The 18,264-nt window shown below is 68.4% G+C and carries 19 protein-coding genes; 9 read left to right on the top strand and 10 right to left on the bottom strand.

The window, feature by feature from the left end; translation table 11 throughout:
* Positions 1-48: 48 nt before the first annotated feature.
* From ACOEQ2_RS18375 to ACOEQ2_RS18355, 5 genes are all read right to left on the bottom strand, one after another.
* A complete protein-coding gene (locus ACOEQ2_RS18375) occupies positions 49-444 on the bottom strand; it encodes a VOC family protein (protein ID WP_419729379.1) in 396 nt (131 codons plus the stop codon).
* Positions 445-473: 29 nt separating this feature from the next.
* The gene (gene acpS, locus ACOEQ2_RS18370) at positions 474-893 is read right to left on the bottom strand and encodes a holo-ACP synthase (protein WP_419729378.1); all 420 of its coding nucleotides are present in this window, start codon (positions 891-893) and stop codon (positions 474-476) included.
* A 13-nt stretch (positions 894-906) separates the two neighbouring features.
* Complete coding sequence (locus ACOEQ2_RS18365; protein WP_419729377.1) at positions 907-3,279, bottom strand: RelA/SpoT family protein; 2,373 nt, start codon at positions 3,277-3,279, stop codon at positions 907-909.
* Positions 3,280-3,291: 12 nt separating this feature from the next.
* A complete protein-coding gene (gene rpoZ / locus ACOEQ2_RS18360) occupies positions 3,292-3,690 on the bottom strand; it encodes a DNA-directed RNA polymerase subunit omega (protein ID WP_419729376.1) in 399 nt (132 codons plus the stop codon).
* Between the two features lie 136 nt (positions 3,691-3,826).
* A complete protein-coding gene (locus ACOEQ2_RS18355; protein ID WP_419729375.1) occupies positions 3,827-4,210 on the bottom strand; it encodes a UrcA family protein in 384 nt (127 codons plus the stop codon).
* 245 nt (positions 4,211-4,455) lie between these two features.
* On the opposite strand from ACOEQ2_RS18355, the gene ACOEQ2_RS18350 reads away from it, so the two are divergent.
* From ACOEQ2_RS18350 to ACOEQ2_RS18340, 3 genes are read left to right on the top strand one after another with little or no spacing between them, the layout of a single operon-like run.
* Positions 4,456-4,599, top strand: a complete 144-nt coding sequence (locus ACOEQ2_RS18350) for a winged helix-turn-helix domain-containing protein (protein ID WP_419729374.1) — start codon at positions 4,456-4,458, stop codon at positions 4,597-4,599.
* A gap of 3 nt (positions 4,600-4,602) precedes the next feature.
* Entirely contained in the window at positions 4,603-6,186 is a 1,584-nt protein-coding gene (locus ACOEQ2_RS18345) for a winged helix-turn-helix domain-containing protein (RefSeq protein WP_419729373.1), read from the top strand.
* A 40-nt stretch (positions 6,187-6,226) separates the two neighbouring features.
* Positions 6,227-6,385 (top strand): hypothetical protein, encoded by a 159-nt coding sequence (locus ACOEQ2_RS18340; RefSeq protein WP_419729372.1) that lies wholly within the window; start codon positions 6,227-6,229, stop codon positions 6,383-6,385.
* Here ACOEQ2_RS18340 and folK read toward each other — a convergent pair whose 3' ends face one another.
* Positions 6,386-6,949, bottom strand: coding sequence for a 2-amino-4-hydroxy-6-hydroxymethyldihydropteridine diphosphokinase (gene folK / locus ACOEQ2_RS18335; RefSeq protein WP_419729371.1), 564 nt, complete (start codon positions 6,947-6,949; stop codon positions 6,386-6,388). It lies immediately after the preceding gene.
* Between the two features lie 69 nt (positions 6,950-7,018).
* On the opposite strand from folK, the gene ACOEQ2_RS18330 reads away from it, so the two are divergent.
* Positions 7,019-7,615, top strand: a complete 597-nt coding sequence (locus ACOEQ2_RS18330) for an NYN domain-containing protein (RefSeq protein ID WP_419729370.1) — start codon at positions 7,019-7,021, stop codon at positions 7,613-7,615.
* Between the two features lie 8 nt (positions 7,616-7,623).
* Here ACOEQ2_RS18330 and ACOEQ2_RS18325 read toward each other — a convergent pair whose 3' ends face one another.
* Entirely contained in the window at positions 7,624-8,748 is a 1,125-nt protein-coding gene (locus tag ACOEQ2_RS18325; protein ID WP_419729369.1) for a pyridoxal phosphate-dependent aminotransferase, read from the bottom strand.
* Positions 8,749-8,772: 24 nt separating this feature from the next.
* Positions 8,773-11,154 (bottom strand): TonB-dependent receptor plug domain-containing protein, encoded by a 2,382-nt coding sequence (locus tag ACOEQ2_RS18320; RefSeq protein ID WP_419729368.1) that lies wholly within the window; start codon positions 11,152-11,154, stop codon positions 8,773-8,775.
* A 205-nt stretch (positions 11,155-11,359) separates the two neighbouring features.
* Between ACOEQ2_RS18320 and ACOEQ2_RS18315 the strand changes: the two genes are divergently transcribed.
* The 3 genes from ACOEQ2_RS18315 (at position 11,360) to ACOEQ2_RS18305 (ending at position 14,050) form a co-directional block, all read left to right on the top strand.
* A complete protein-coding gene (locus ACOEQ2_RS18315) occupies positions 11,360-12,049 on the top strand; it encodes a uracil-DNA glycosylase (RefSeq protein WP_419729367.1) in 690 nt (229 codons plus the stop codon).
* Positions 12,049-13,320 carry an Hsp70 family protein gene (locus tag ACOEQ2_RS18310; protein WP_419729366.1) on the top strand — a complete coding sequence of 424 codons (1,272 nt, stop codon included), beginning with the start codon at positions 12,049-12,051 and terminating at the stop codon, positions 13,318-13,320. Before ACOEQ2_RS18315 ends, ACOEQ2_RS18310 begins: the two co-directional genes overlap by 1 nt.
* 64 nt (positions 13,321-13,384) lie before the next feature.
* Complete coding sequence (locus ACOEQ2_RS18305; RefSeq protein WP_419729365.1) at positions 13,385-14,050, top strand: HAD family hydrolase; 666 nt, start codon at positions 13,385-13,387, stop codon at positions 14,048-14,050.
* Positions 14,051-14,059: 9 nt separating this feature from the next.
* On the opposite strand, the gene smpB is transcribed toward ACOEQ2_RS18305, so the two are convergent.
* Positions 14,060-14,545 (bottom strand): SsrA-binding protein SmpB, encoded by a 486-nt coding sequence (gene smpB, locus ACOEQ2_RS18300; RefSeq protein ID WP_419729364.1) that lies wholly within the window; start codon positions 14,543-14,545, stop codon positions 14,060-14,062.
* A gap of 9 nt (positions 14,546-14,554) precedes the next feature.
* Positions 14,555-15,433 (bottom strand): 4-hydroxy-tetrahydrodipicolinate synthase, encoded by an 879-nt coding sequence (gene dapA / locus ACOEQ2_RS18295; protein ID WP_419729363.1) that lies wholly within the window; start codon positions 15,431-15,433, stop codon positions 14,555-14,557.
* Positions 15,434-15,648: 215 nt separating this feature from the next.
* On the opposite strand from dapA, the gene ACOEQ2_RS18290 reads away from it, so the two are divergent.
* Both ACOEQ2_RS18290 and ACOEQ2_RS18285 read left to right on the top strand, forming a co-directional pair.
* Positions 15,649-17,733, top strand: a complete 2,085-nt coding sequence (locus tag ACOEQ2_RS18290) for a transglycosylase SLT domain-containing protein (protein WP_419729362.1) — start codon at positions 15,649-15,651, stop codon at positions 17,731-17,733.
* Positions 17,730-18,230: a phosphatidylglycerophosphatase A gene (locus ACOEQ2_RS18285; protein WP_419729361.1), complete on the top strand. Its 501-nt coding sequence runs from the start codon at positions 17,730-17,732 to the stop codon at positions 18,228-18,230. Before ACOEQ2_RS18290 ends, ACOEQ2_RS18285 begins: the two co-directional genes overlap by 4 nt.
* The last annotated feature ends 34 nt before the right edge of the window (positions 18,231-18,264 follow it).

Raw genomic sequence — 18,264 nt, 5'->3', positions numbered from 1 at the left:
ACGGCCGATCCGGAGGTGGCAGGATGAAGCCGACGCGGCCATGCCCTGTCAAGCAGAGGGTGGTGGCACCTGCCCGGCGTCGTGGTCGACATACTCCACGACCAGGCCGTCGGCATGGCGGTAGCGCATCTTCCGGCCGACCGGCGTCGGTTGCACCGGGTCCAGCTGGATCGCGCCGGCGGCTTCGAGCATGGCCCGATAGGGTTCGAGCCGATCGACCTGGATCGTCAGGCGGGTCGCCTCGAACGGAGCCCGACGATCGGCGGCTCCGGCGATGATCAGCACCGACAGGTGCGTCGAGGAGACCGCCGCCAGCTTGAGCCCGACATCCGGATCGGTGAAGCGGAGCGAGATCCGACCGCCCAGGAGCGTGCGGTAGAAGGCGATCGCCGGCTCGATCGCCCCGGCGTCGACGAAAACGCGGGTGAACGTCTCGATGATCATGCAAGGCCCTCGGGGTGAGCGATCGGCCCTCAGCCCAGGGAGTGGCCCTCGGGGAGCGCCTGGATCAGCACCTGGGCAAAGGCGTAGGGCGGCTCGTCGGTCATCGTCAGCAGTAGGCTCGGATGGTGGCCGGCCGGCATCAGCCGCCACAGCCGGGTCAGCGCGCCGCCGGTCAGGTGCAGCGTCGGCTGGCCGCCGGGCAGGTTCACCACCCCCATGTCGCTATGGAACACGCCCTCCGCGAAGCCGGTGCCGAGCGCCTTGGCGCAGGCCTCCTTGGCGGCCCAGCGCTTGGCGTAGGTGGCGGCCCGCAAACCCTCGGTGCGGCGCTCGGCCTTGGCCCGCTCGACCGCGGTGAAGCAGCGCACGACGAAGCGCTCGCCGTGCATGGCAAGCACCCGCTCGATGCGGCGGATGTCGCACAGGTCCGAGCCGAGACCGATCATCATCGGGCGCGCATCCTCACGCCTTGGCCCGCTCGACCTGGGTGATGCCGCCGGCCGACCGTAGCCCGGCGATCACCGAGGACAGGTGCCGCAGGTCCCTCACCTCGACATCGACCAGGATCTCCATGAAGTCGAGCTGCCGGTTGACGATCTTGAGGTTCACCACGCTGCCGTCATGCCGGGACGCGGTGTTGGTCAGCGTCGCCAGCACCGACGGCTCGTTGGCGGCGATCACGCTGATCCGCCCGACGTGGCTCTCGTTGTTCGAGCCCCGCGCGATCGCGTCGTAGTCCCAGTCGATGTCGATGAACCGCTCGGGCGTGGCGGCGAAGCTCTCCAGCGTCTGGCAGCCGGCGGTGTGAACGGTGATGCCCTTGCCGGTCGCCACGATGCCGACGATGCGGTCGCCCGGCAGCGGATGGCAGCAGCCGGCGAAATGCGTTGCCACGCCGGAACCGAGCCCGACCAGCGACATGCCGGAATTGCCCGGCGCCTCCTGGCGTGGACCCGTGCGCGCCGGCAGGCTCGGGATCATGCGCGGGCCGCGGACGGCCTGGCGCAGCTCGGGATAGGCCGCCTGCACCACTTCGCGGGGGCTCAGGTTGCCGTTGCCGACGGTGACGTAGAGGTCCGTGAGAGTCGGGCATTTCAGACCCTTGAGTGCGGCCTCCAGCACCTTCTCGGAGCCGTCGACGCCTTCCTGGCGGAACGCCTTGGCAAGAGCCGCGCGGCCGGCATCGACATGGGTCTCGCGCTGCTGGGCGGCGACATAGCGACGGATCCGCGCCCGCGCCTTGCCGGTGACGACGAAGCGTTCCCACGACGGCGACGGGGTGCCGCCGCGCGCGGTCATGATCTCGACCTGGTCGCCGTTCTGCAGCTCGTGGCGCAGCGGCATCAGCCGGCCGTTTACCTTGGCGCCGACGCAGCTGTCGCCGATCTGGCTGTGCACGGCATAGGCGAAATCGACCGGGGTGGCGCCGCGCGGCAGCGGGATCAGCTGGCCCTTGGGGCTGAAGCAGAACACCTGGTCCTGGTAGAGCTCGAGCTTGGTGTTCTCGAGGAATTCGTCCGGCGCCTGGCTGTTCTCCAGGATCTCGAGCAGGTCCTGCACCCAGCGCAGCCGCTTGATCTGCGGCACGCCCTCGACATGGCGCGGACCGCCGGTGCTCTCCTCGCCCAGCCCCTTGTACGACCAGTGCGCGGCGACGCCGTTCTCGGCGATGTCGTGCATCTCGGGGGTGCGGATCTGCACCTCGATCTTCTGGTTGCGGGGCTGGCGCAGGGTCACGCCGGTGTGCAGGCTCTGGTAGCCGTTCGCCTTGGGGGTCGAGATGTAGTCCTTGAACCGGCCGGTGATCACCGGATAGGCGGCATGCACCGCACCGAGTGCCACGTAGCAGCTCTCGCGGGTCGGTACCAGAACCCGGAACGCCATGATGTCGGAGAGCTGCTCGAAGGCGATGCTGCGGCGCTGCATCTTCTCCCAGATCGAGAACGCGGATTTCTCGCGGCCCGTCACCTCGGCCACCGGCACGCCGGCCTCGAGGCACAGCCGGGTCAGCTCCCGCCTGACTTCCTCGATGACGTCGGCGCCCTGCCCGCGCAGGTAGTTCAGCCGGGCCTGGATGGTGGCGTTGTGTTCCGGCTCGAGCTCCTGGAAGGACAGGTTCTGGAGTTCGGTCTTGACCTTGTCCATGCCGATGCGGCCGGCCAGCGGCGCATAGATGTCCATGGTCTCGCTGGCGATGCGCTGCCGGCGATCGATCGCCTTCACGTAATGCAGCGTCCGCATGTTGTGCAGCCGGTCGGCCAGCTTGACGATCAGCACGCGGATGTCACGGCTCATCGCCAGCACCAGCTTGCGGAAGTTTTCTGCCTGCTTGGTGCGGTCGGACTGGAGTTCGAGGCGGGTGAGCTTGGTGACGCCGTCGACCAGGGCGGCGATGGTCGGGCCGAACTGCGCGCTCAGTTGCGGCAGCTTGAGACCGGTATCCTCGACGGTGTCGTGCAGCAGGCCGGTGCAGATGCTGGCGACATCGAGCCGGAAGCCGGCCAGGATGCCGGCGACGGCGAGCGGGTGGGTGATGTAGGGTTCGCCGTTATCGCGCTTCTGGTCGGCATGAGACGAGCGCGCGATCTCGAAGGCGCGCTCGATCAGGGCGGTGTCGGCATTCGGATCGTAGGATTTGACCCGCCGGATCAGGCCCGCGCAGCTGATCACCCGCTCGGGCGCCGGGGCACTGGTTGCCTCGGATTGTCCGACCGACGGGTGGCCTGCAACAGGCTGGCCGGTGACCGGATGCCCGACAACCGGGCCATCCGGCTCACGGGGTGCCGTGGTCGGGCGGCCGGGAGCGCCGATCCTGTGGTCAGCTCCTGGCCACATCCCCGGTGGCTCCTATCGGCGCGAGCGACCGCCGAGTTCGGCCTCGATGGCGGCCTCGAGCTCCTCCGGGGTCAGCTCGGTGCCCATGGCTCCCGCCTCTTCCTCGACCGAGACGTCCTGCAGGCCGAAGATGTTCTGGTCGGTCGGGATGAGGTCGAGCACCTCCTCGTCCGCGGGCTCGGGCTCCGGCGCACGGGCCAGCGACTTCACCAGGTCCTGGTGCAGGCGGCTGAGCTCGACGGTCTCCTCGGCGATCTCGCGGAGGGCCACGACGGGGTTCTTGTCGTTGTCCCGGTCCACGGTGAGTTCCTCGCCACGGCTCAGGTTGCGCGCGCGCTGGGCGGCGAGCAACACGAGCTCGAAGCGGTTGGGAACACGTTGGACACAGTCTTCGACGGTGACGCGCGCCATGCGGCCAGTCTCCGGATCAATGAAAGGGGAACCGCAGGATATAGAGCCGGCGGCCTGAAATCGCAAGCGATGTTGCATCGCCGCACGGCGCGTCCCCGGCACGACGGCCGGGGGACGCGCCTGTCCGGCACCCGTCTCAGTGGCCGGCGAGTTCGGCGAAGCGGGTGGTGTCGCCGGTGTGTGCTCTGGCCACCAGCACGCGCAGCTGTGACCGAGCATTGGCGACCGCGTCGTCGTGGCAGCGCTGATACGCGGCCGAACCTTGCAGACCCCCCTGGTCGTCGACGCCGCAGACATGCCGGGCCGCGAGCTCGATCCGCCTGGCCACCAGGACGCGGTCCTGCGCCTGCGACAGGTCGAGGTCATGCACGCTGACCGTTTCGGTCACGCTGTCAGCGTCGGCTGGCGATGCCCGCACCGTGCCGAGCGGCAGGGCGACAAGGGCCGCGGCTGCCAGGGCTTTGGCGATGACGGTCGAGATGGTGCGCCTGGCGGTGGATGTCGTGGAGATGGTGAGCATCGGTCGATCCCTTCCCGGTATGTTCTGGACGGCAGCCGATTAGATCCGGCGGGAGACCTCCGACACTCAATCCCGGCTAATCGTTGCTAAACCGGATAAATCGCGCGATTCCAGGATCTTGCAGGTCACCGCATCAAGCCTCGCTTACCGTCGGCAGAAAAAGCGTGCCGGCCGTCGCAATCAGTGGCACTTGCCTCGCGCCCGGCGTAGAGTCCCATGTGGCGGGACCCAAGGGACATGCCCCCGTGCAAACCACCCCGGACACATTCGTTTTCGGCCCGTTCCGGCTGCATCCGGAACGGCGCTTGCTGCTGGCGGACGGGGCTGCGATCGCGCTGACCCCGCGGGCCTTCGACATCCTCGAGTTTCTCGTCAGGCACAACGACTAGGCGGTGACCCGCGACGAACTCGTGGCCCATGTATGGCGCGGGGTGACGGTCGGCGAAAACAACCTGTCCGTGCAGATCTCCGCCTTGCGACGAACCCTTGCGCCGCATTCGGCCACGCCATTGATCGCCTGCCTGCCCGGACGCGGCTACCGCTTGCTGGTGGACGTCGAGATCGTTGCCTGGCCCGCCACATGTCCGCCGCGGGAACCGCCTGATGGAGCGGCCCCGACGCTGCAACCGGTCGGCGGCGAGACAACCCGCTGCGTCACGTCGCCCGCCGGCCCGACCTCGCCGGGCCTCGACCTGCAACCACCACGGCATGACGGGCGCTGGCGGCATTTCATGCTGCTCTCGGTCTTCATGGTCGCCATACCGGGGATTTTCCTGGTCGGGATGGAGAGGGACATGCCTCGCCTGCATCTGGCTAGATCGCATCCGGCAGCGGATGCGCGGCTCAGCATCGGCGTCGATGATTTCACCGCAATCGGCAACGATCCTCTCGCGTCGCGGATGGCCTCCCGCTATTACAACGCCATCCTGCCGCGGCTGCTGATCTTTCACGACCTGAAGCTGTATCCGATGTCGGGACAGCAACCATCCGGCGCGTCACCGCATTTCCGTCTGTCCGGATCAGCCGACATCATCGGCGCCGACATCGTCGTGACACTTCATCTGCTCGAGGAACCGGACCGACAGACGGTCGCCATCGAGGAGCGCCGCACGCCGATTGCGGCACCCAACGACGATCATTTCGCGTCCGCCATGCATCTGGTCGCCGCCATCCGCCCGGCTATCTTCGCACGCGAACATGCGCGCCAGGCGGGACATCCGCAGGACGCGCTGGCCCTGCTGATCGACGCCCATGTCGCGGCCGGCGATACGCATGATCCGGTCGGGCTCCAGGCGGCCATCGACCTCGCCGAGCAGGCGGTGGCGGAGGATCCGACCATGGATGGCGCCAAGGCCTATCTTGCGCTGCTGCTCGCCGAACTCCTGCAACTGCAGGATGCCCATGCCGGCGACGGCGGTGGGCGCCGGGCGATGCAGCTGATCGACGACGTGCTGCAGCGCCATAACCGGAACCAGCTTTTCGTCGGCTACCGCGCCCTCATCTATGCGGCGATGAACGACGCCGACAAAGCCGGCAGCACGGTCGATCGTGCCCTCGATCTGGATCCGAGTTTCTATTACCTGCAGCAGCTCAAGGGCGAGATCCTGATGCAGCAGAACCGGCTGGCCGAGGCGGAGCGTCTGATCCGGGCGAGCAGCGACTATCCGCAGGACGACCGGCTGGCGATCCTGGCCTATGCGAAAGGCGATTACGGGACCGCGCTGCAGCTGTTCCGGAAGGTCCTCAGTGACGCCGGGTCATGCTGGGACACGCCGTTCACCCGGCTGCTGCAGGCGTCGGCAACCGTGCGAGCCGGCCGCACCGACGAAGCGGGCGGCATCCTCAAGCTCGCGATGGCAGGATTGCCGCCGAACTTCCGGGCGATTTCCGCCCTGCGGCAGAGCTACTACGCGCTGCCCGATACCGCGTGGCGCCAGTTCCAGGGTGATCTCAAGGTCGCCGGGATGCCGCCCTGACATCTGCGAAACACGCTTCAACGCTCGAGGAGATCCCGACATGAGAGATGCCGTAACGAACCCGCCGAATTTCCAGGTGCCGGAGAAAGGTCCGCTCCCCGACGATGGCGGCCAGTCATCCGACCATCCCCGGCAAACGCTGCCTGCGCCGGATACCGGCCCCGAGGTGCTCCGGAAGGGGCATGAGAACCCGCCATGATCAGCCGGCCTGGCCGCTGCCGCCTTCATCGCCGGACACGACGCTGATCGCATCGTTCGAACGGTCGGCCAGCGGCAGCCGATCGATCAGCGCGTCGACGCCGAGCCCGAGCACCGGGTGGATCCAGTCCGGTGCGACCTCGCGCAACGGCAGCAGAACGAATGCGCGAAGATGGGCGCGCGGGTGCGGCAGGATCGGGTCCGGCCGGTGGCGGATCGTCGCCCCCCGCGCACCCATTGCGATGATGTCGAGATCAAGCGTGCGCGCCGCATTGGCAACGGTACGCTCGCGTCCGAAGTCCTGCTCGATCCGGGCGAGCATCGCCAGCAGCATGACCGGGTCCGCTGCAGTGAGGTCCTGGGCCTCGAGCCTGGCAACCCCGTTGACGTAGTCAGGCTGGTTCGAGCGCGGCACCGGCGCCGAGCGATACCAGCGCGACATCGTGACCAGCTGCAGGCCGGGTAAGCGCTCGAGCGCATCTACCGCCGCGTTACAAACCTGATAGGCTGTTCGGCCGTCATGCGTGGCAAGGTTGGCGCCGACCGCCACCAGGATCATCGCCATGACCACCGGGCTGGTGCCACGGCCGAAGAGCTGTGCTCCAGGAGGACTGCAGCCCGAGGACAGCACAGCATGAATTTCACCCAGGACGAACGGGTCTGTCTTTTCATAGATGGAGCCAACCTTTATTCCGCATCGCGCAATCTCGGCTTCGATGTCGATTATCGCAACCTGCTCGGTTTCTTCAGGGCGCGTTGCAACGTGATCAGGGCCTACTACTACTCGGCGGTGCTGGATACCGAGGAGTACTCGCCGCTGAAGCCCCTCACCGATTGGCTCGCCTATAACGGCTACACCCTGGTCACCAAGGCGGCGCGCGAATTCACCGACCAGAACGGACGCCGGCGGGTCAAGGGAAACATGGATATCGAGCTCGCCGTCGACATGCTCGATCTGGCACCCCGCATGGACCACGCAGTGCTGTTCAGCGGCGATGCCGACTTCCGGCGACTGGTCGAGGCGGTGCAACGACAGGGGGTGAAAGTCTCGGTGGTCTCCTCGATCCGCACCACTCCGCCGATGGTGGGCGACGAGTTGCGGCGTCAGGCGGACCAGTTCCTGGAGCTGGTGGACATCGCGCCCGAGTTCACCCGCCGCCAGACCGAGCCGCGGCCACGACCCGTGCGTGCATCGCCGACGGAGCATATCGAGAGCGGGCCGATCGCCTGATCGTCGCGTCAGGCATGGCGGGTCCGGCCGGCGCCGAGGACGGCATGCAGGGCGGTGATTGCGCGCGTCGTCTCGTTCTCGGTGCCGATACTGACGCGGATCCACTCGTCCAGGGGCGGAAACGCGCGGCCGACCAGGATGCCGTGCTGCGCCAGTTGCTGACGCAAGCCCGCGGCCGGCACCGGACTGCGAAAGAAGACGAAATTGGCCCGGGAGTCGCTGTGCTGCAGCCCGAGCCTGTCGAGTGCCGCCGTCAGACGTGCCCGTCCTGCCAGCGTCCGGGTGCGCACCGATGCGACCCACGCCTCGTCGGACAGCGCGGCCGATGCGGCGGCAAGCGCCAGGCGACCGAGCACGTGGGAGTCGCCGAAGCCCTCGCCGTGCAGCGCATCGGCCAGGCCGCGCGGCGCCAGGGTGTAGCCGATCGGCAGCCCCGCCATGCCGTGGATCTTGTCGAGCGTGCGGAACACCGCGACGTTGGCGCCGGCACGGGTGAAGCGCACCGCACTCAACGCCATGTCGTCGTAATCCAGATAGGCCTCGTCGACGATCACCAGCGTGCGCCTGGAGATATCGGCGATGAACGCGTCGAACGCGGCCGGTGGGTTCATCGTGCCGCTCGGATTGTGCGGGTTGACGAGATACACCACGCGGGTGTCGCCGACGACCGCGCGCGACAATGCCGGCAGGTCGTTCGCCAGCGCCGCATCGAGGGGGACGCCCACGCCCACCGCACCGAGCGGCCGTGCTGCGTCGACCAGCTCGGTGAAACCCGGCAGCGAATAGACGAAGCGGCCACCGGCCGGTGCGCGCGCTGCCAGATGCAGCCCGAGTGCTTCGAGGATCTCGCCCAGCACGACCTGTTCCGGCGCCACGTTCTCCAGTGCCGCGATTTGCGCCACCAGGTCGCTCGCGGCGGCCGGATCGCCATATCGGTCGACCCGTCCGACCTCGTCGAGCAGCGCCCGCCGCACCGCCGGCGACGGGCCGAACGGGTTCTCGTTGAGGGACAGCCGGGCGGGTTCCAGGCCCGGCTGCACGGGAGCGGCGGCCGCCGGCGTGCTGCCGGTTGCGGCCGCCAGTGTCAGCAGGCCGCCGACATGCAGCAGGTCACGTCGGCCCAGATCGGTCATGCTCGCTGTCTCCGGCTTGATCATTCAGAACTCGTACGATGCCCGGACGTAATAGAACCCGCCATCGATGCCGATCTGGCTGGTGCTGCTATCGTATTTCTCCGAGCCGTCATATCCGTTCTGCGCGGGGATCCGGGTCGGATAGCTGTCGAACAGGTTGTTGGCACCCACCGCAACCCGCAGCGGCTTGATCACCCGGTAGCCGACCTCGAGGTTCGTCAGCCAGCGCGGACGGTTATAGAAGCGGAAGAAGTCCGTGGTGGAATACGCGTTGGGGCCCGAGAAATAGGTCAGCTCGTCGATCGTCTGACCGTAGCGCTGCTCGTGCAGCAGCACATCGAAGGGACCCTGGTGCCAGCGTCCGCCGACGATGATGCGGTTTTTCGGCGTGCTGGTGGTGAGATAGGCGATGTTCTGCGCGGTGAGGTCGGCCAGGCCGTTCGACAGGCTGTTCTCGTGGGTGATGCGCGAGAAGTTCGCGTTGAACGACGCGTCCCAGTCGATCGTGCCGTAGCCCCGGAACACCGTCGTATAGGCGGCGGTCAGGTCGACCCCGCGGGTGCGCGTGCTGGCGGCATTGGTGAAGAACGAGGTCGAGATATCGGCTTCCGTGAGGCTCGGCGACACCTGGATCCCCTGCAGCTGCAACGCCTCGACCGCCGAGCTCCCCGCCACGCCCGGCCCGCTGACGATGCGGTCGCGAATGTCGATCTGGTAGGCGTCGATGCCGATCTGCAGGTGTTTTACCGGTGTCAGCAGCACGCCGGCGGTGATGTTGCTCGATCGTTCCGGCTTCAGCGGCGATGCACCCAGCAGGCGCGCACCTTCGGAGTCCGCGGCGAGCGTGCCGCTGGCGCTCTCCGGGCCCACCGCCAACGCGCTGTAGAACTCGTCGGCGAGGCTCGGCGCACGCTCGCCGTTGCTGATGGTGCCGCGCAACGCGACCTGCGGCGAGATGTCGTAGCGCGTCGAGATCTTGCCGTCATAGGTGTTGCCGAAATCGGTGTAGTGCTCGTACCGGCCGGCGACATCGACCTGCCATGCTTTGGTGATCCGGGTGGAGAGGTCGAGATAGGCTCCGTACACGACGCGGGAATGCGGGCCGGCGTCGGATGGCAGGAAACCGGTCTGCGCGTCGGATCCGCCAAGCAGGTACGAGGCCGGACTGCCGACGCCGACGCCATACGTCTCGAACCGGTGCGAAAGCCCTGCCGCGACATTGACCGGAAACGACCAGAACGGCAGCTGGAACGCGCGGCTGACATCGAGATCGTCGGTCAGCTGCGCGCTCGACAGGTTGCCCAGATGCACGGATAGCGGCGTCGACCCGGTCGCTTCGTACAGCGCCGCGTTGGCGGTGTTGCGCAGGTTGTCGTCGATATCGTCGCCGCCATAGGTCGAGCTGACATCCCAGTGCCAGCCGAAAAGGTTGTTGCCACGGGCCCCGAGGGTCCAGGAAAAGTCGTTCTCGAACGTCGTCTGGTGCGGGGTGAAGCCGCCCGGATACAGCAGCGGCAGGTTGCTCGGCAACCGATACACCTGGTTCACGTCGGTGAAGCGGTAGGTGTAGGTGTCGAAGCTGTAGAGCTCGATGCCGTCCGGCAACGTGTATCCGGCATTGGCGCCGAACGAATATCGGGTGCTTTCCGGATCGCCCAGGATCTTGGTGACGACGGTTCCGGTGCGTTCGTCGTCGCTGTCGCGGACCGTGTGATCCTGGTGGCGGTATTCCACGCTGAGATCCAGGAACCCGTTCTGCCCGAGTGCCGCACTCTTCTCGCCGCCGGCCTGAGCCACGAAGCCGTCGCCCTGCGCGGTCAGGCCGGTCTCGCCACCCACGGTGCCGCCATGGTCGGTGGATTTCAGGATGATGTTGATGACGCCGGCAATCGCATCGGCGCCATATTGGGCGGCGGCACCGTCACGCAGCACCTCGACATGGTCGATCAGGTCGGGCGGGATCAGATCGACATCGACCGGCGTGCTGGAGTCGGCGAACCCGTCGATATAGAGGAACGAGGACGGATGGCGGCGCTTGCCGTTGACCAGCACCAGCGTCTGGTCGGGATTGAGGCCACGCAGGCTGAGGAAATCGGTGGGTGCGCCATCGAAGATGCCGACCGCCGGCCGCGTCACCGACGGCAGCAATTGCGACAACGCATCGATGAGGTTGGTCTGGCCGGTGCGGGCGATCGCGCCGGATGTCACCACGTCGATCGGTGACAGGCTGTCGCTCGCCTTCTTTCGCAGATCGCGCGTGCCCGTGACGATGACGGTCTCCGGGCTCGACGTGGCACCGGGCGCGGTGGCTGCATCCTGGGCCCAGGCCGGCCAGCATGCGAGCGGCAGCAGCGACGTCGAGCCGATCGCCAGGAACCGGAACACTCCGGCTGTTCGACTGCGCATGCGTATCGGGCCTTCCGCTCTTTGGTCCGGGGTCACAACGACCGCCGGTTTCGTCCCGGATAACGCACTAGAGCATGTCGTTCCGATAAACAACCGTTCCTGCGGCATTTAGTTTATATAACCGGGACGCGGTGTGTAATCGCGTCCCGAGCTCGCCGGACCCTCGGTTTGTCGTGCCGGACCGGCTGCGCTAGATCGCTTGCCGATGTCCAAGGCCGCGCCACGTTCCCCTGTTCGACCATCCGACCGCCCTGGCGGCCCCGAGGCGTCCGAGCCGCCGCATGACTGCCCGCTCTGCCCGCGCCTGGTCGAGTACCGCCTGGCAAACCGGGCGGCACAGCCTGGGTGGTGGAACGCGCCGGTGCCGAGCTGGGGTGATCGCTCGGCCGCGCTGCTGGTCGTCGGGCTGGCGCCGGGGGTGCGCGGCGCCAACCGCACCGGCCGCCCGTTCACCGGTGATTTCGCCGGCGTGCTGCTCTACGAGACGCTGATCCGGTTCGGCTTTGCCACCGGCAGCTACGGCGCGGACCCGGATGACGGGCTCAAGCTGCAGGACGCACGCATCGTCAACGCCGTGCGCTGCGTGCCGCCGGCCAACCTGCCGCTCCCCGCCGAGATCCGCACCTGCAACGGCTTCCTGCAGGCGGAGATCGTGGCAATGCCGCGGCTCAGGGCGATGCTGGCGCTGGGCGTGGTGGCGCATAACGCGGTGCTGCGGGCGCGGGGCCTGTCGCCCAGCCGGCAGCCGTTCCGGCACGGCCAGGTGCTGACGCTGCCGGATGGGCTGCTGCTCGCCGACAGCTATCATGTGTCCCGCTACAACACGAACACAGGCCGGCTGACCACGCCGATGTTCGAGGCCGTGGTGCAGGATCTGCGGACCCGCCTCGTCTGATGAGCATCACGCTCGGCATCGATTTCGGCACGACCAACAGCGTCGTGGTGCTGGCCGATGCGACCGGCGCCACCCGAACCCTGCGCCTCGGATCCGATGGGGTGGACGATGGCGACACCTGCCGCACCCTGCTCTGCCTTTGGCACGAGCACGCCGCCGGCCATACGACCCTGCGCGACGCCATCGGCCAGTCCGCGATCGAGGCCTATCTCGATGATCCGGCCGACAGCCGCCTCATCATGTCGATGAAGAGCTACCTGGCGCAGTCGTCGTTCCGCGAGACCCGCCTGCTCGGCCGCACGATGACGCTGGAAGCGCTGGTGGCGCGGTTCCTGGCAGCCCTGATGCGCGCCGTCGGTCATGAGCCGGCCACGATCTCGGCCACGGTCGGACGCCCGGTCCGCTTCGCCGGCGACGATCCCGACGACCGTCTGGGCGAGGCCAGGCTCCGCGCGTCGTTCGCCGAGGCCGGGTTCGGGCATGTCGAGGTGGCGCTCGAGCCGGAGGGCGCCGGCTGGCGCTTCATGCAGCGGCTCGATGCACCGGCCACCGTTCTGGTCGGCGATTTCGGCGGCGGCACCAGCGACTTCTCGGTGATGCGCTTCGACCCGGGCAGTGACCGGCCGGTGGTGGCGCTCGGCCATGCCGGGGTGGGGATTGCCGGCGACCAGTTCGACAGCCGGATCATCGACCGCGTGGTGTCGCCGCTGCTCGGCCGCGACAGCACCTATCGGGTGATGGGAGGCACGCCGCTGCCGGTGCCGATCGGCTGGTACACCAGCCTGTCGCGCTGGCACCTGCTGTCGTTGATGCGCCGGCCGCAGACCCTGCGCGAGATCGCCGATGTCGCCCGCACCGGATCCGCGCCGCAGCAATTGCACCAGCTGACCCGGCTGATCGAGGAGCAGCAGGGCCACGCGCTGTATCGTGCGGTGGCGGCGGCGAAGGCCGATCTCTCCGGCGCCGACCGGACGGTCTTGCGCTTCGAACACGATGATTTCCGGATCGAGCAGGAGATCGCCCGCCGCGACTTCGAGGCCTGGATCGCACCTGACCTTGCCCGTCTCGACGATGCGGTCGGTCGCGCGCTCGAGGCGGCAGGGCTCGGCCCCAGCGGGATCGACCGGGTGTTCCTGACCGGCGGCACCTCGTTCGTGCCGGCCGTCCGCCGGCTGTTCCGCCAGCGGTTCGGTGAGGATTGCATCGCCGATGGCGGCGAGTTCGTTTCGGTGGCCGAGGGTCTCGCCTTGATCGGCGCCTCCCGTCGCTGACCGGCGCAACCTCGGCCCACCGCCCCCGTTGCCGATCGCCGACTGCAGAACGAGGAACCAGACCATGCTCGAGGGCGCCATTTTCGATATCGACGGAACGCTGATCGACAGCGTCGACGCGCATGCCGAAGCGTGGGCGCAGGCTTTCGCCGAGAATGGGCGGCATCTGGATGTTGCCGACGCCCGCAGCCAGATCGGCAAGGGCGGCGACAACCTGCTGCCGGTGTTCCTCGACGAGGCCACGCTGAAGGCGCAGGGCGCTGCCTTCGAGGAAGCGCATGGCCGCATTTTCCTGGAGCGCTACCGTCCGCACATGCAGCCGTTCCCCCAGGTGCGCGAGCTGTTCCAGGCACTGGCCGACCGCGGCGTCCGGTTGGCACTCGCATCGTCGTCGGAGCGGCCCGACCTCGAGCACTACGCGCAGCTCATGGGGATCAAGGACCTGTTGCACAGCACGACATCGAACGAGGATGCCGAACGCAGCAAGCCCGACCCGGACATCTTCCAGGTTGCGTTCAAGCGGCTGCAGCCGATGGACGTGCGGCGCACGCTCGCCTTCGGTGATTCGCCCTATGACGCGCAGGCGGCTTCCGGCGTCGGCCTGCGCACCGTCGGCCTCGCCTGCGGCGGTTTTCCGGAAGCGGATCTGAAGGGTGCAGGCATGATCAGGATCTACCGCGATCCGGCGGACATGCTGCAACGGCTGGACGAGATCATGACGCTGGTGTGACCCGGCCCCTCAGCCGCGCTGGCGCATCAACCTTGCCTTGTCGCGCTGCCAGTCGCGTGCGGCAATCGCGTGGCGCTTGTCGACGTTCTTGCGCCCTTCGCCGACACCGAGCGTGACCTTGGCGACGCCGCGCTCGTTGAAGTGGATGTCGAGCGGCACCAGCGTGTAGCCGCTCTTCTTGATCTCGCCGAGCAGCTTGTCGATCTGCTTGTGGTGCAGCAGCAGCTTGCGCGGAGCCCGCGGTTCGAAGCGCGACAGCACCCCGCCCTGGTATTCCGGGATGTAGCAGTTGAACATCCACACCTCGCCCTCACGCTCGGCGGCATACGCCTCGGTCAGCGTGGCGCGTCCGAGGCGCAGGCTCTTCACCTCCGGACCCTTCAGCACGATGCCGGCCTCGACGGTCTCCTTGATGGTGTAGTCGAACCGGCCCTTGCGGTTCTGCGAGGCGATCCCGTGCGAGATCATCCCGCTCTTTTTCTTGTCAGCAGCCATGATGTGCGATCAGCCGAGCAGGCCGACCTCCTCCATCGCTGCACGCACCCGCTCGCGGGTCTGGTCCAGCAAAGGTGCAAGTGGCAGGCGGCAGAATTCCGAGGACCGTCCCAGCAGGCTCGCGGCATATTTCACCGGCGCCGGATTGCTCTCCAGGAACAGCGCATCGTGCAACGGCAGCAATTTCTCCTGCAGCGCCATCGCCGCACGGATGTCGCCGCGATCCCACGCCGCCTGCATCTCGGCGCAGAGCCGGGGGGCGACATTGGCGGTCACGCTGATGCAACCGGAGCCGCCGGCGGCATTGAAGGCGAGTGCGGTGCCGTCCTCGCCGGAGAGCTGGCAAAACTCCGGCCCGGCGGCGCGGCGGATCTGCAGCGGTCGGAGCAGGTTGGCGGTGGCGTCCTTCACCCCGATGATATTGGGATGCCGGGACAGCCGGGTCATGGTGTCGACGGACATGTCGATCACGCTGCGACTGGGAATATTGTAGATGATGATCGGCAGATCGACCGCGTCGGCGATCGCGCTGAAATGCCGGAACAGCCCGTCCTGGGTCGGCTTGTTGTAGTACGGCGTGACCACCAGGGCGGCCGCGGCACCCGCCTCGCGCGCATGTCGGGTGGTCTCGATCGCCTCCGCCGTGCTGCTCGATCCGGTGCCGGCGATCACGGGCACGCGCCCGTCGGCTACCCGCACGGCGAGCTCGATCAGCCGGCGGTGCTCGTGGTCGGTCAATGTCGGGCTCTCGCCGGTCGTCCCGCAGGGCACGACGCCGCTGCTGCCGCTCTCGATCTGCCAGGCGACGTGGCGCTCGAAGGCCGCCTCGTCCAGCGCGCCGTCCGGCCGCATCGGCGTGGTCAGGGCGACGATCGACCCCTTGAACATCGGCTTCTCCAGAATGTGGACCCGGGGCGAGTCCATCGGACGCGGCGCGAGGCGGGCGCCGGCATCCGCCGGCAGCACGGGCGACGCGAGCCGGCGGATCGCATCCTAGACGGGTCCGCCGTCTGCTGGAACCACCCGGCTCTTGCCCGCCATGCCGGTTCGCCGGATGCTGAGCAGGCCGCCATGACACGCCCCAACCACGCCCCGACCCGGCCATGACGCCGCGTGCCGACCGCTTGCGGCTCAAGGTCGTGCTGCTGTCCGGGCTGGCCCTGCTGGCACCGGCGGCGCTGACCGCATGCGCCCGGCCCACAATCCCCGTGATCGCCGCCATGGCCGGGTCGGCCGCAGGTGAAACCGTGCCGGAACCGGCCGCCGTCGTGGCCGCATCATCGGATCCGCTTTCCGCGCGCCTCGTGTTCTATCTCAGGCTGCTGACCCCCGGCGGCGGATCGGCCACCGAGATCGCGGGCTTCCTGCACGACAACCCGGACTGGCCGAACCGCACCCTGTTGCTCCGGCGGCTCGACCAGGCGCTCGGCAGCGAGACCGACGCCGCCGTGCTCGGGCGCCTGTGCGCCGGCGCCAGCCTGGATTCGGCGCAATCGCTGTTGCGCTGTGCCGGTGCGTCGCTCCCCGTCGGGCCGGAGCAATCGGGCTCGACCGGGCTGCTTGCCCTGACGGTGCCACCGGCGATCGCGCAGGCTGCCCGCTCCGCCTGGGTGCAGGGCCTCGACCAGCCGGACCAGGCGGCAGAGTTCCTGCATGTCTGGGGCCATCTCCTGACGCCGGCCGACGACTGGGCGCGCTTCGACCGGCTGGAATGGGGCGGGAATGTCGCCGCCGCCGGCCGCCTGGTGCCGCTGCTCGCGCCCGCACAGCAGCCGCTCGCCATCGCCCGGCTTGCTCTGCGCCGCAACGATGTCGGCGCGGACGGCATCGCGGCGGCGCTCCAGGCCGATGCAGCGCGCGACCCCGCGCTCGTACTCGATCTCGCCCGCTGGTACCGCCGCGCCGACCGCTCCGACGAAGCGTTGTCGCTCTGGCGCACCCGCGGTTTCGACGCAGAGCAGCAGGCTCCTGCGAGCCGGCTCGCGGCCTTCTGGGCCGAGCGTGACGCCCTGGCACGGGACCTGCTGCGCGATCATCGCGACGCCGACGGCTTCCTGGTCGCCGACGACGCCTACCAGACGACGCCCGCGACGCTGGCCGACGCCGCATTCCTGACCGGCTGGATCGCCCTGCGGCGGCTGCATGACCCGGCCGCCGCCGAGGCCCGCTTCACCCGCCTGCTCGGCTCCGACGCCGCGATCACCCGCAGCCGCGGCGCCTATTGGACCGGGCGTGCACGTCTGGCTCGCGGCGATCCGGCAGGCGGCCGCGCCGCGCTGGACCTGGCGGCGAGCTTCCCGACCACCTTCTACGGACAGCTGGCCCTGGCGCGGCTGCAGGGTCCGCCGCCGGGAATGCCGACGCTGCTCGACCCTTCGCTCGATCGCCCGATGCTGGCAGACCGGCTGGCGCACCTGCACGATCCGCGTTGGAGCAGTGCCCAGGCGATCGACTTTGCCGGCCTCGAGCTCGCGCGCGCCGCCGAGACGCTGGTCGCGTGGAACGATCCGCGGCATGCGCGTGCCTTCCTGCTGAAGCTGGACCAGCTATCCGGCAGCGACACCGACCACGCGCTGGCGGCCTCCCTCGCCGACCGGCTGGGTCTGCCGGACGTCGCGGTGGCGATCGCGCGGTCGGCCGGACGTCATGGCCTGGTGCTGTCTGAAACCGGCTGGCCGCGCCCCTTCACGCCACCGGCGAGCCCGGTCCTGCCGCCGGGGCTGGCGCTCGCGATCATGCGCCAGGAGAGCAGTTTCGATGCCCAGATCACCAGCCCTGTCGGCGCACGCGGCCTGATGCAGCTGACGTCTGGCACCGCCCGGGATACCGCCCGCGGGCTCGGGCGGCCCGATCTGGCGCCGGCTGCGGGATCGCCAAACACGCTGTTCGATCCCGAGGTGAACCTGGTCCTGGGCACCGCCTATCTGGCCGGGCTGCTCGACCGTTTTCATGGCGTGCTGCCTTACGCGGTGGCGGCCTACAATGCCGGTCCACATCGTGTCGATCGCTGGCTGGCGGATAACGGCGATCCGGCCTCCGAAGCCGCGCCTGCCGGTAACGACAACGATGCCCAGGACCGCATGATCGACTGGATCGAGCTGATCCCGTTCGCCGAGACCCGCAACTACGTGCAGCGCGTGATGGAGAACATGGGCGTCTATCAGAGCGGGCCGGGCGGCCGCGCATGAGCGTGGTGCATCACCAGGGGCCGTTCTGGGCACGGGCGATCGCCAGCGTCGGCTTCTGCGGCTTCGTGCCGTTCGCACCGGGGACGATCGGCTCCCTGGTGGCGTTGCCTTTCGGCTGGCTGCTGCTGCAATCCACGCCCCTGCTGGTCGCGGCGATCGTTGTCGTGAGCCTGGTCGGTTGGCTCGCGGTCGCGCGTGCCTCGGGCGGTGCCGATCACGGCTGGATCGTGATCGACGAGGTCGCCGGCCTCTGGATCACCCTGCTCGGGCTGGTGACGCTGCCCGGTATGGCGCGTCCGCACGGGGCTGCGCTTGCGGGCTGGATGGTTGCGGCGTTCGCACTGTTCCGGCTGCTCGACATCACCAAGCCGGGGCCGATCGGTCGGATCGACCGCCGCCATGACGCCGCCGGCGTGATGGGCGACGACATGCTCGCGGGCCTTGTCGGTGCGGTCCTGTTGGCTCTGGGTCGGTGGTTGTCGGTTGCCTTGTCCTGAACGGGCGTCGATGAGCGCTCCGGTCAGTGGGGAG

The organism is Lichenicola sp., assembly GCF_965198575.1.
Classification (GTDB): domain Bacteria; phylum Pseudomonadota; class Alphaproteobacteria; order Acetobacterales; family Acetobacteraceae; genus Lichenicola.
This window is presented reverse-complemented; position numbering and strand designations above follow the sequence as displayed.

Excerpts from the sequence above, each read along its gene's own strand:
- ACOEQ2_RS18290 (WP_419729362.1), top strand. The coding sequence starts at position 15,649 with ATGACGCCGCGTGCCGACCGCTTGCGGCTCAAGGTCGTGCTGCTGTCC.
- ACOEQ2_RS18340 (WP_419729372.1), top strand. The coding sequence starts at position 6,227 with ATGAGAGATGCCGTAACGAACCCGCCGAATTTCCAGGTGCCGGAGAAA.
- ACOEQ2_RS18315 (WP_419729367.1), top strand. The coding sequence starts at position 11,360 with ATGTCCAAGGCCGCGCCACGTTCCCCTGTTCGACCATCCGACCGCCCT.
- ACOEQ2_RS18365 (WP_419729377.1), bottom strand. The coding sequence starts at position 3,279 with ATGTGGCCAGGAGCTGACCACAGGATCGGCGCTCCCGGCCGCCCGACC.
- ACOEQ2_RS18310 (WP_419729366.1), top strand. The coding sequence starts at position 12,049 with ATGAGCATCACGCTCGGCATCGATTTCGGCACGACCAACAGCGTCGTG.
- ACOEQ2_RS18285 (WP_419729361.1), top strand. The coding sequence starts at position 17,730 with ATGAGCGTGGTGCATCACCAGGGGCCGTTCTGGGCACGGGCGATCGCC.
- folK (WP_419729371.1), bottom strand. The coding sequence starts at position 6,949 with ATGGCGATGATCCTGGTGGCGGTCGGCGCCAACCTTGCCACGCATGAC.
- ACOEQ2_RS18375 (WP_419729379.1), bottom strand. The coding sequence starts at position 444 with ATGATCATCGAGACGTTCACCCGCGTTTTCGTCGACGCCGGGGCGATC.
- dapA (WP_419729363.1), bottom strand. The coding sequence starts at position 15,433 with ATGTTCAAGGGGTCGATCGTCGCCCTGACCACGCCGATGCGGCCGGAC.
- ACOEQ2_RS18320 (WP_419729368.1), bottom strand. The coding sequence starts at position 11,154 with ATGCGCAGTCGAACAGCCGGAGTGTTCCGGTTCCTGGCGATCGGCTCG.
- acpS (WP_419729378.1), bottom strand. The coding sequence starts at position 893 with ATGATGATCGGTCTCGGCTCGGACCTGTGCGACATCCGCCGCATCGAG.
- rpoZ (WP_419729376.1), bottom strand. The coding sequence starts at position 3,690 with ATGGCGCGCGTCACCGTCGAAGACTGTGTCCAACGTGTTCCCAACCGC.
- ACOEQ2_RS18355 (WP_419729375.1), bottom strand. The coding sequence starts at position 4,210 with ATGCTCACCATCTCCACGACATCCACCGCCAGGCGCACCATCTCGACC.
- smpB (WP_419729364.1), bottom strand. The coding sequence starts at position 14,545 with ATGGCTGCTGACAAGAAAAAGAGCGGGATGATCTCGCACGGGATCGCC.
- ACOEQ2_RS18330 (WP_419729370.1), top strand. The coding sequence starts at position 7,019 with ATGAATTTCACCCAGGACGAACGGGTCTGTCTTTTCATAGATGGAGCC.
- ACOEQ2_RS18305 (WP_419729365.1), top strand. The coding sequence starts at position 13,385 with ATGCTCGAGGGCGCCATTTTCGATATCGACGGAACGCTGATCGACAGC.
- ACOEQ2_RS18325 (WP_419729369.1), bottom strand. The coding sequence starts at position 8,748 with ATGACCGATCTGGGCCGACGTGACCTGCTGCATGTCGGCGGCCTGCTG.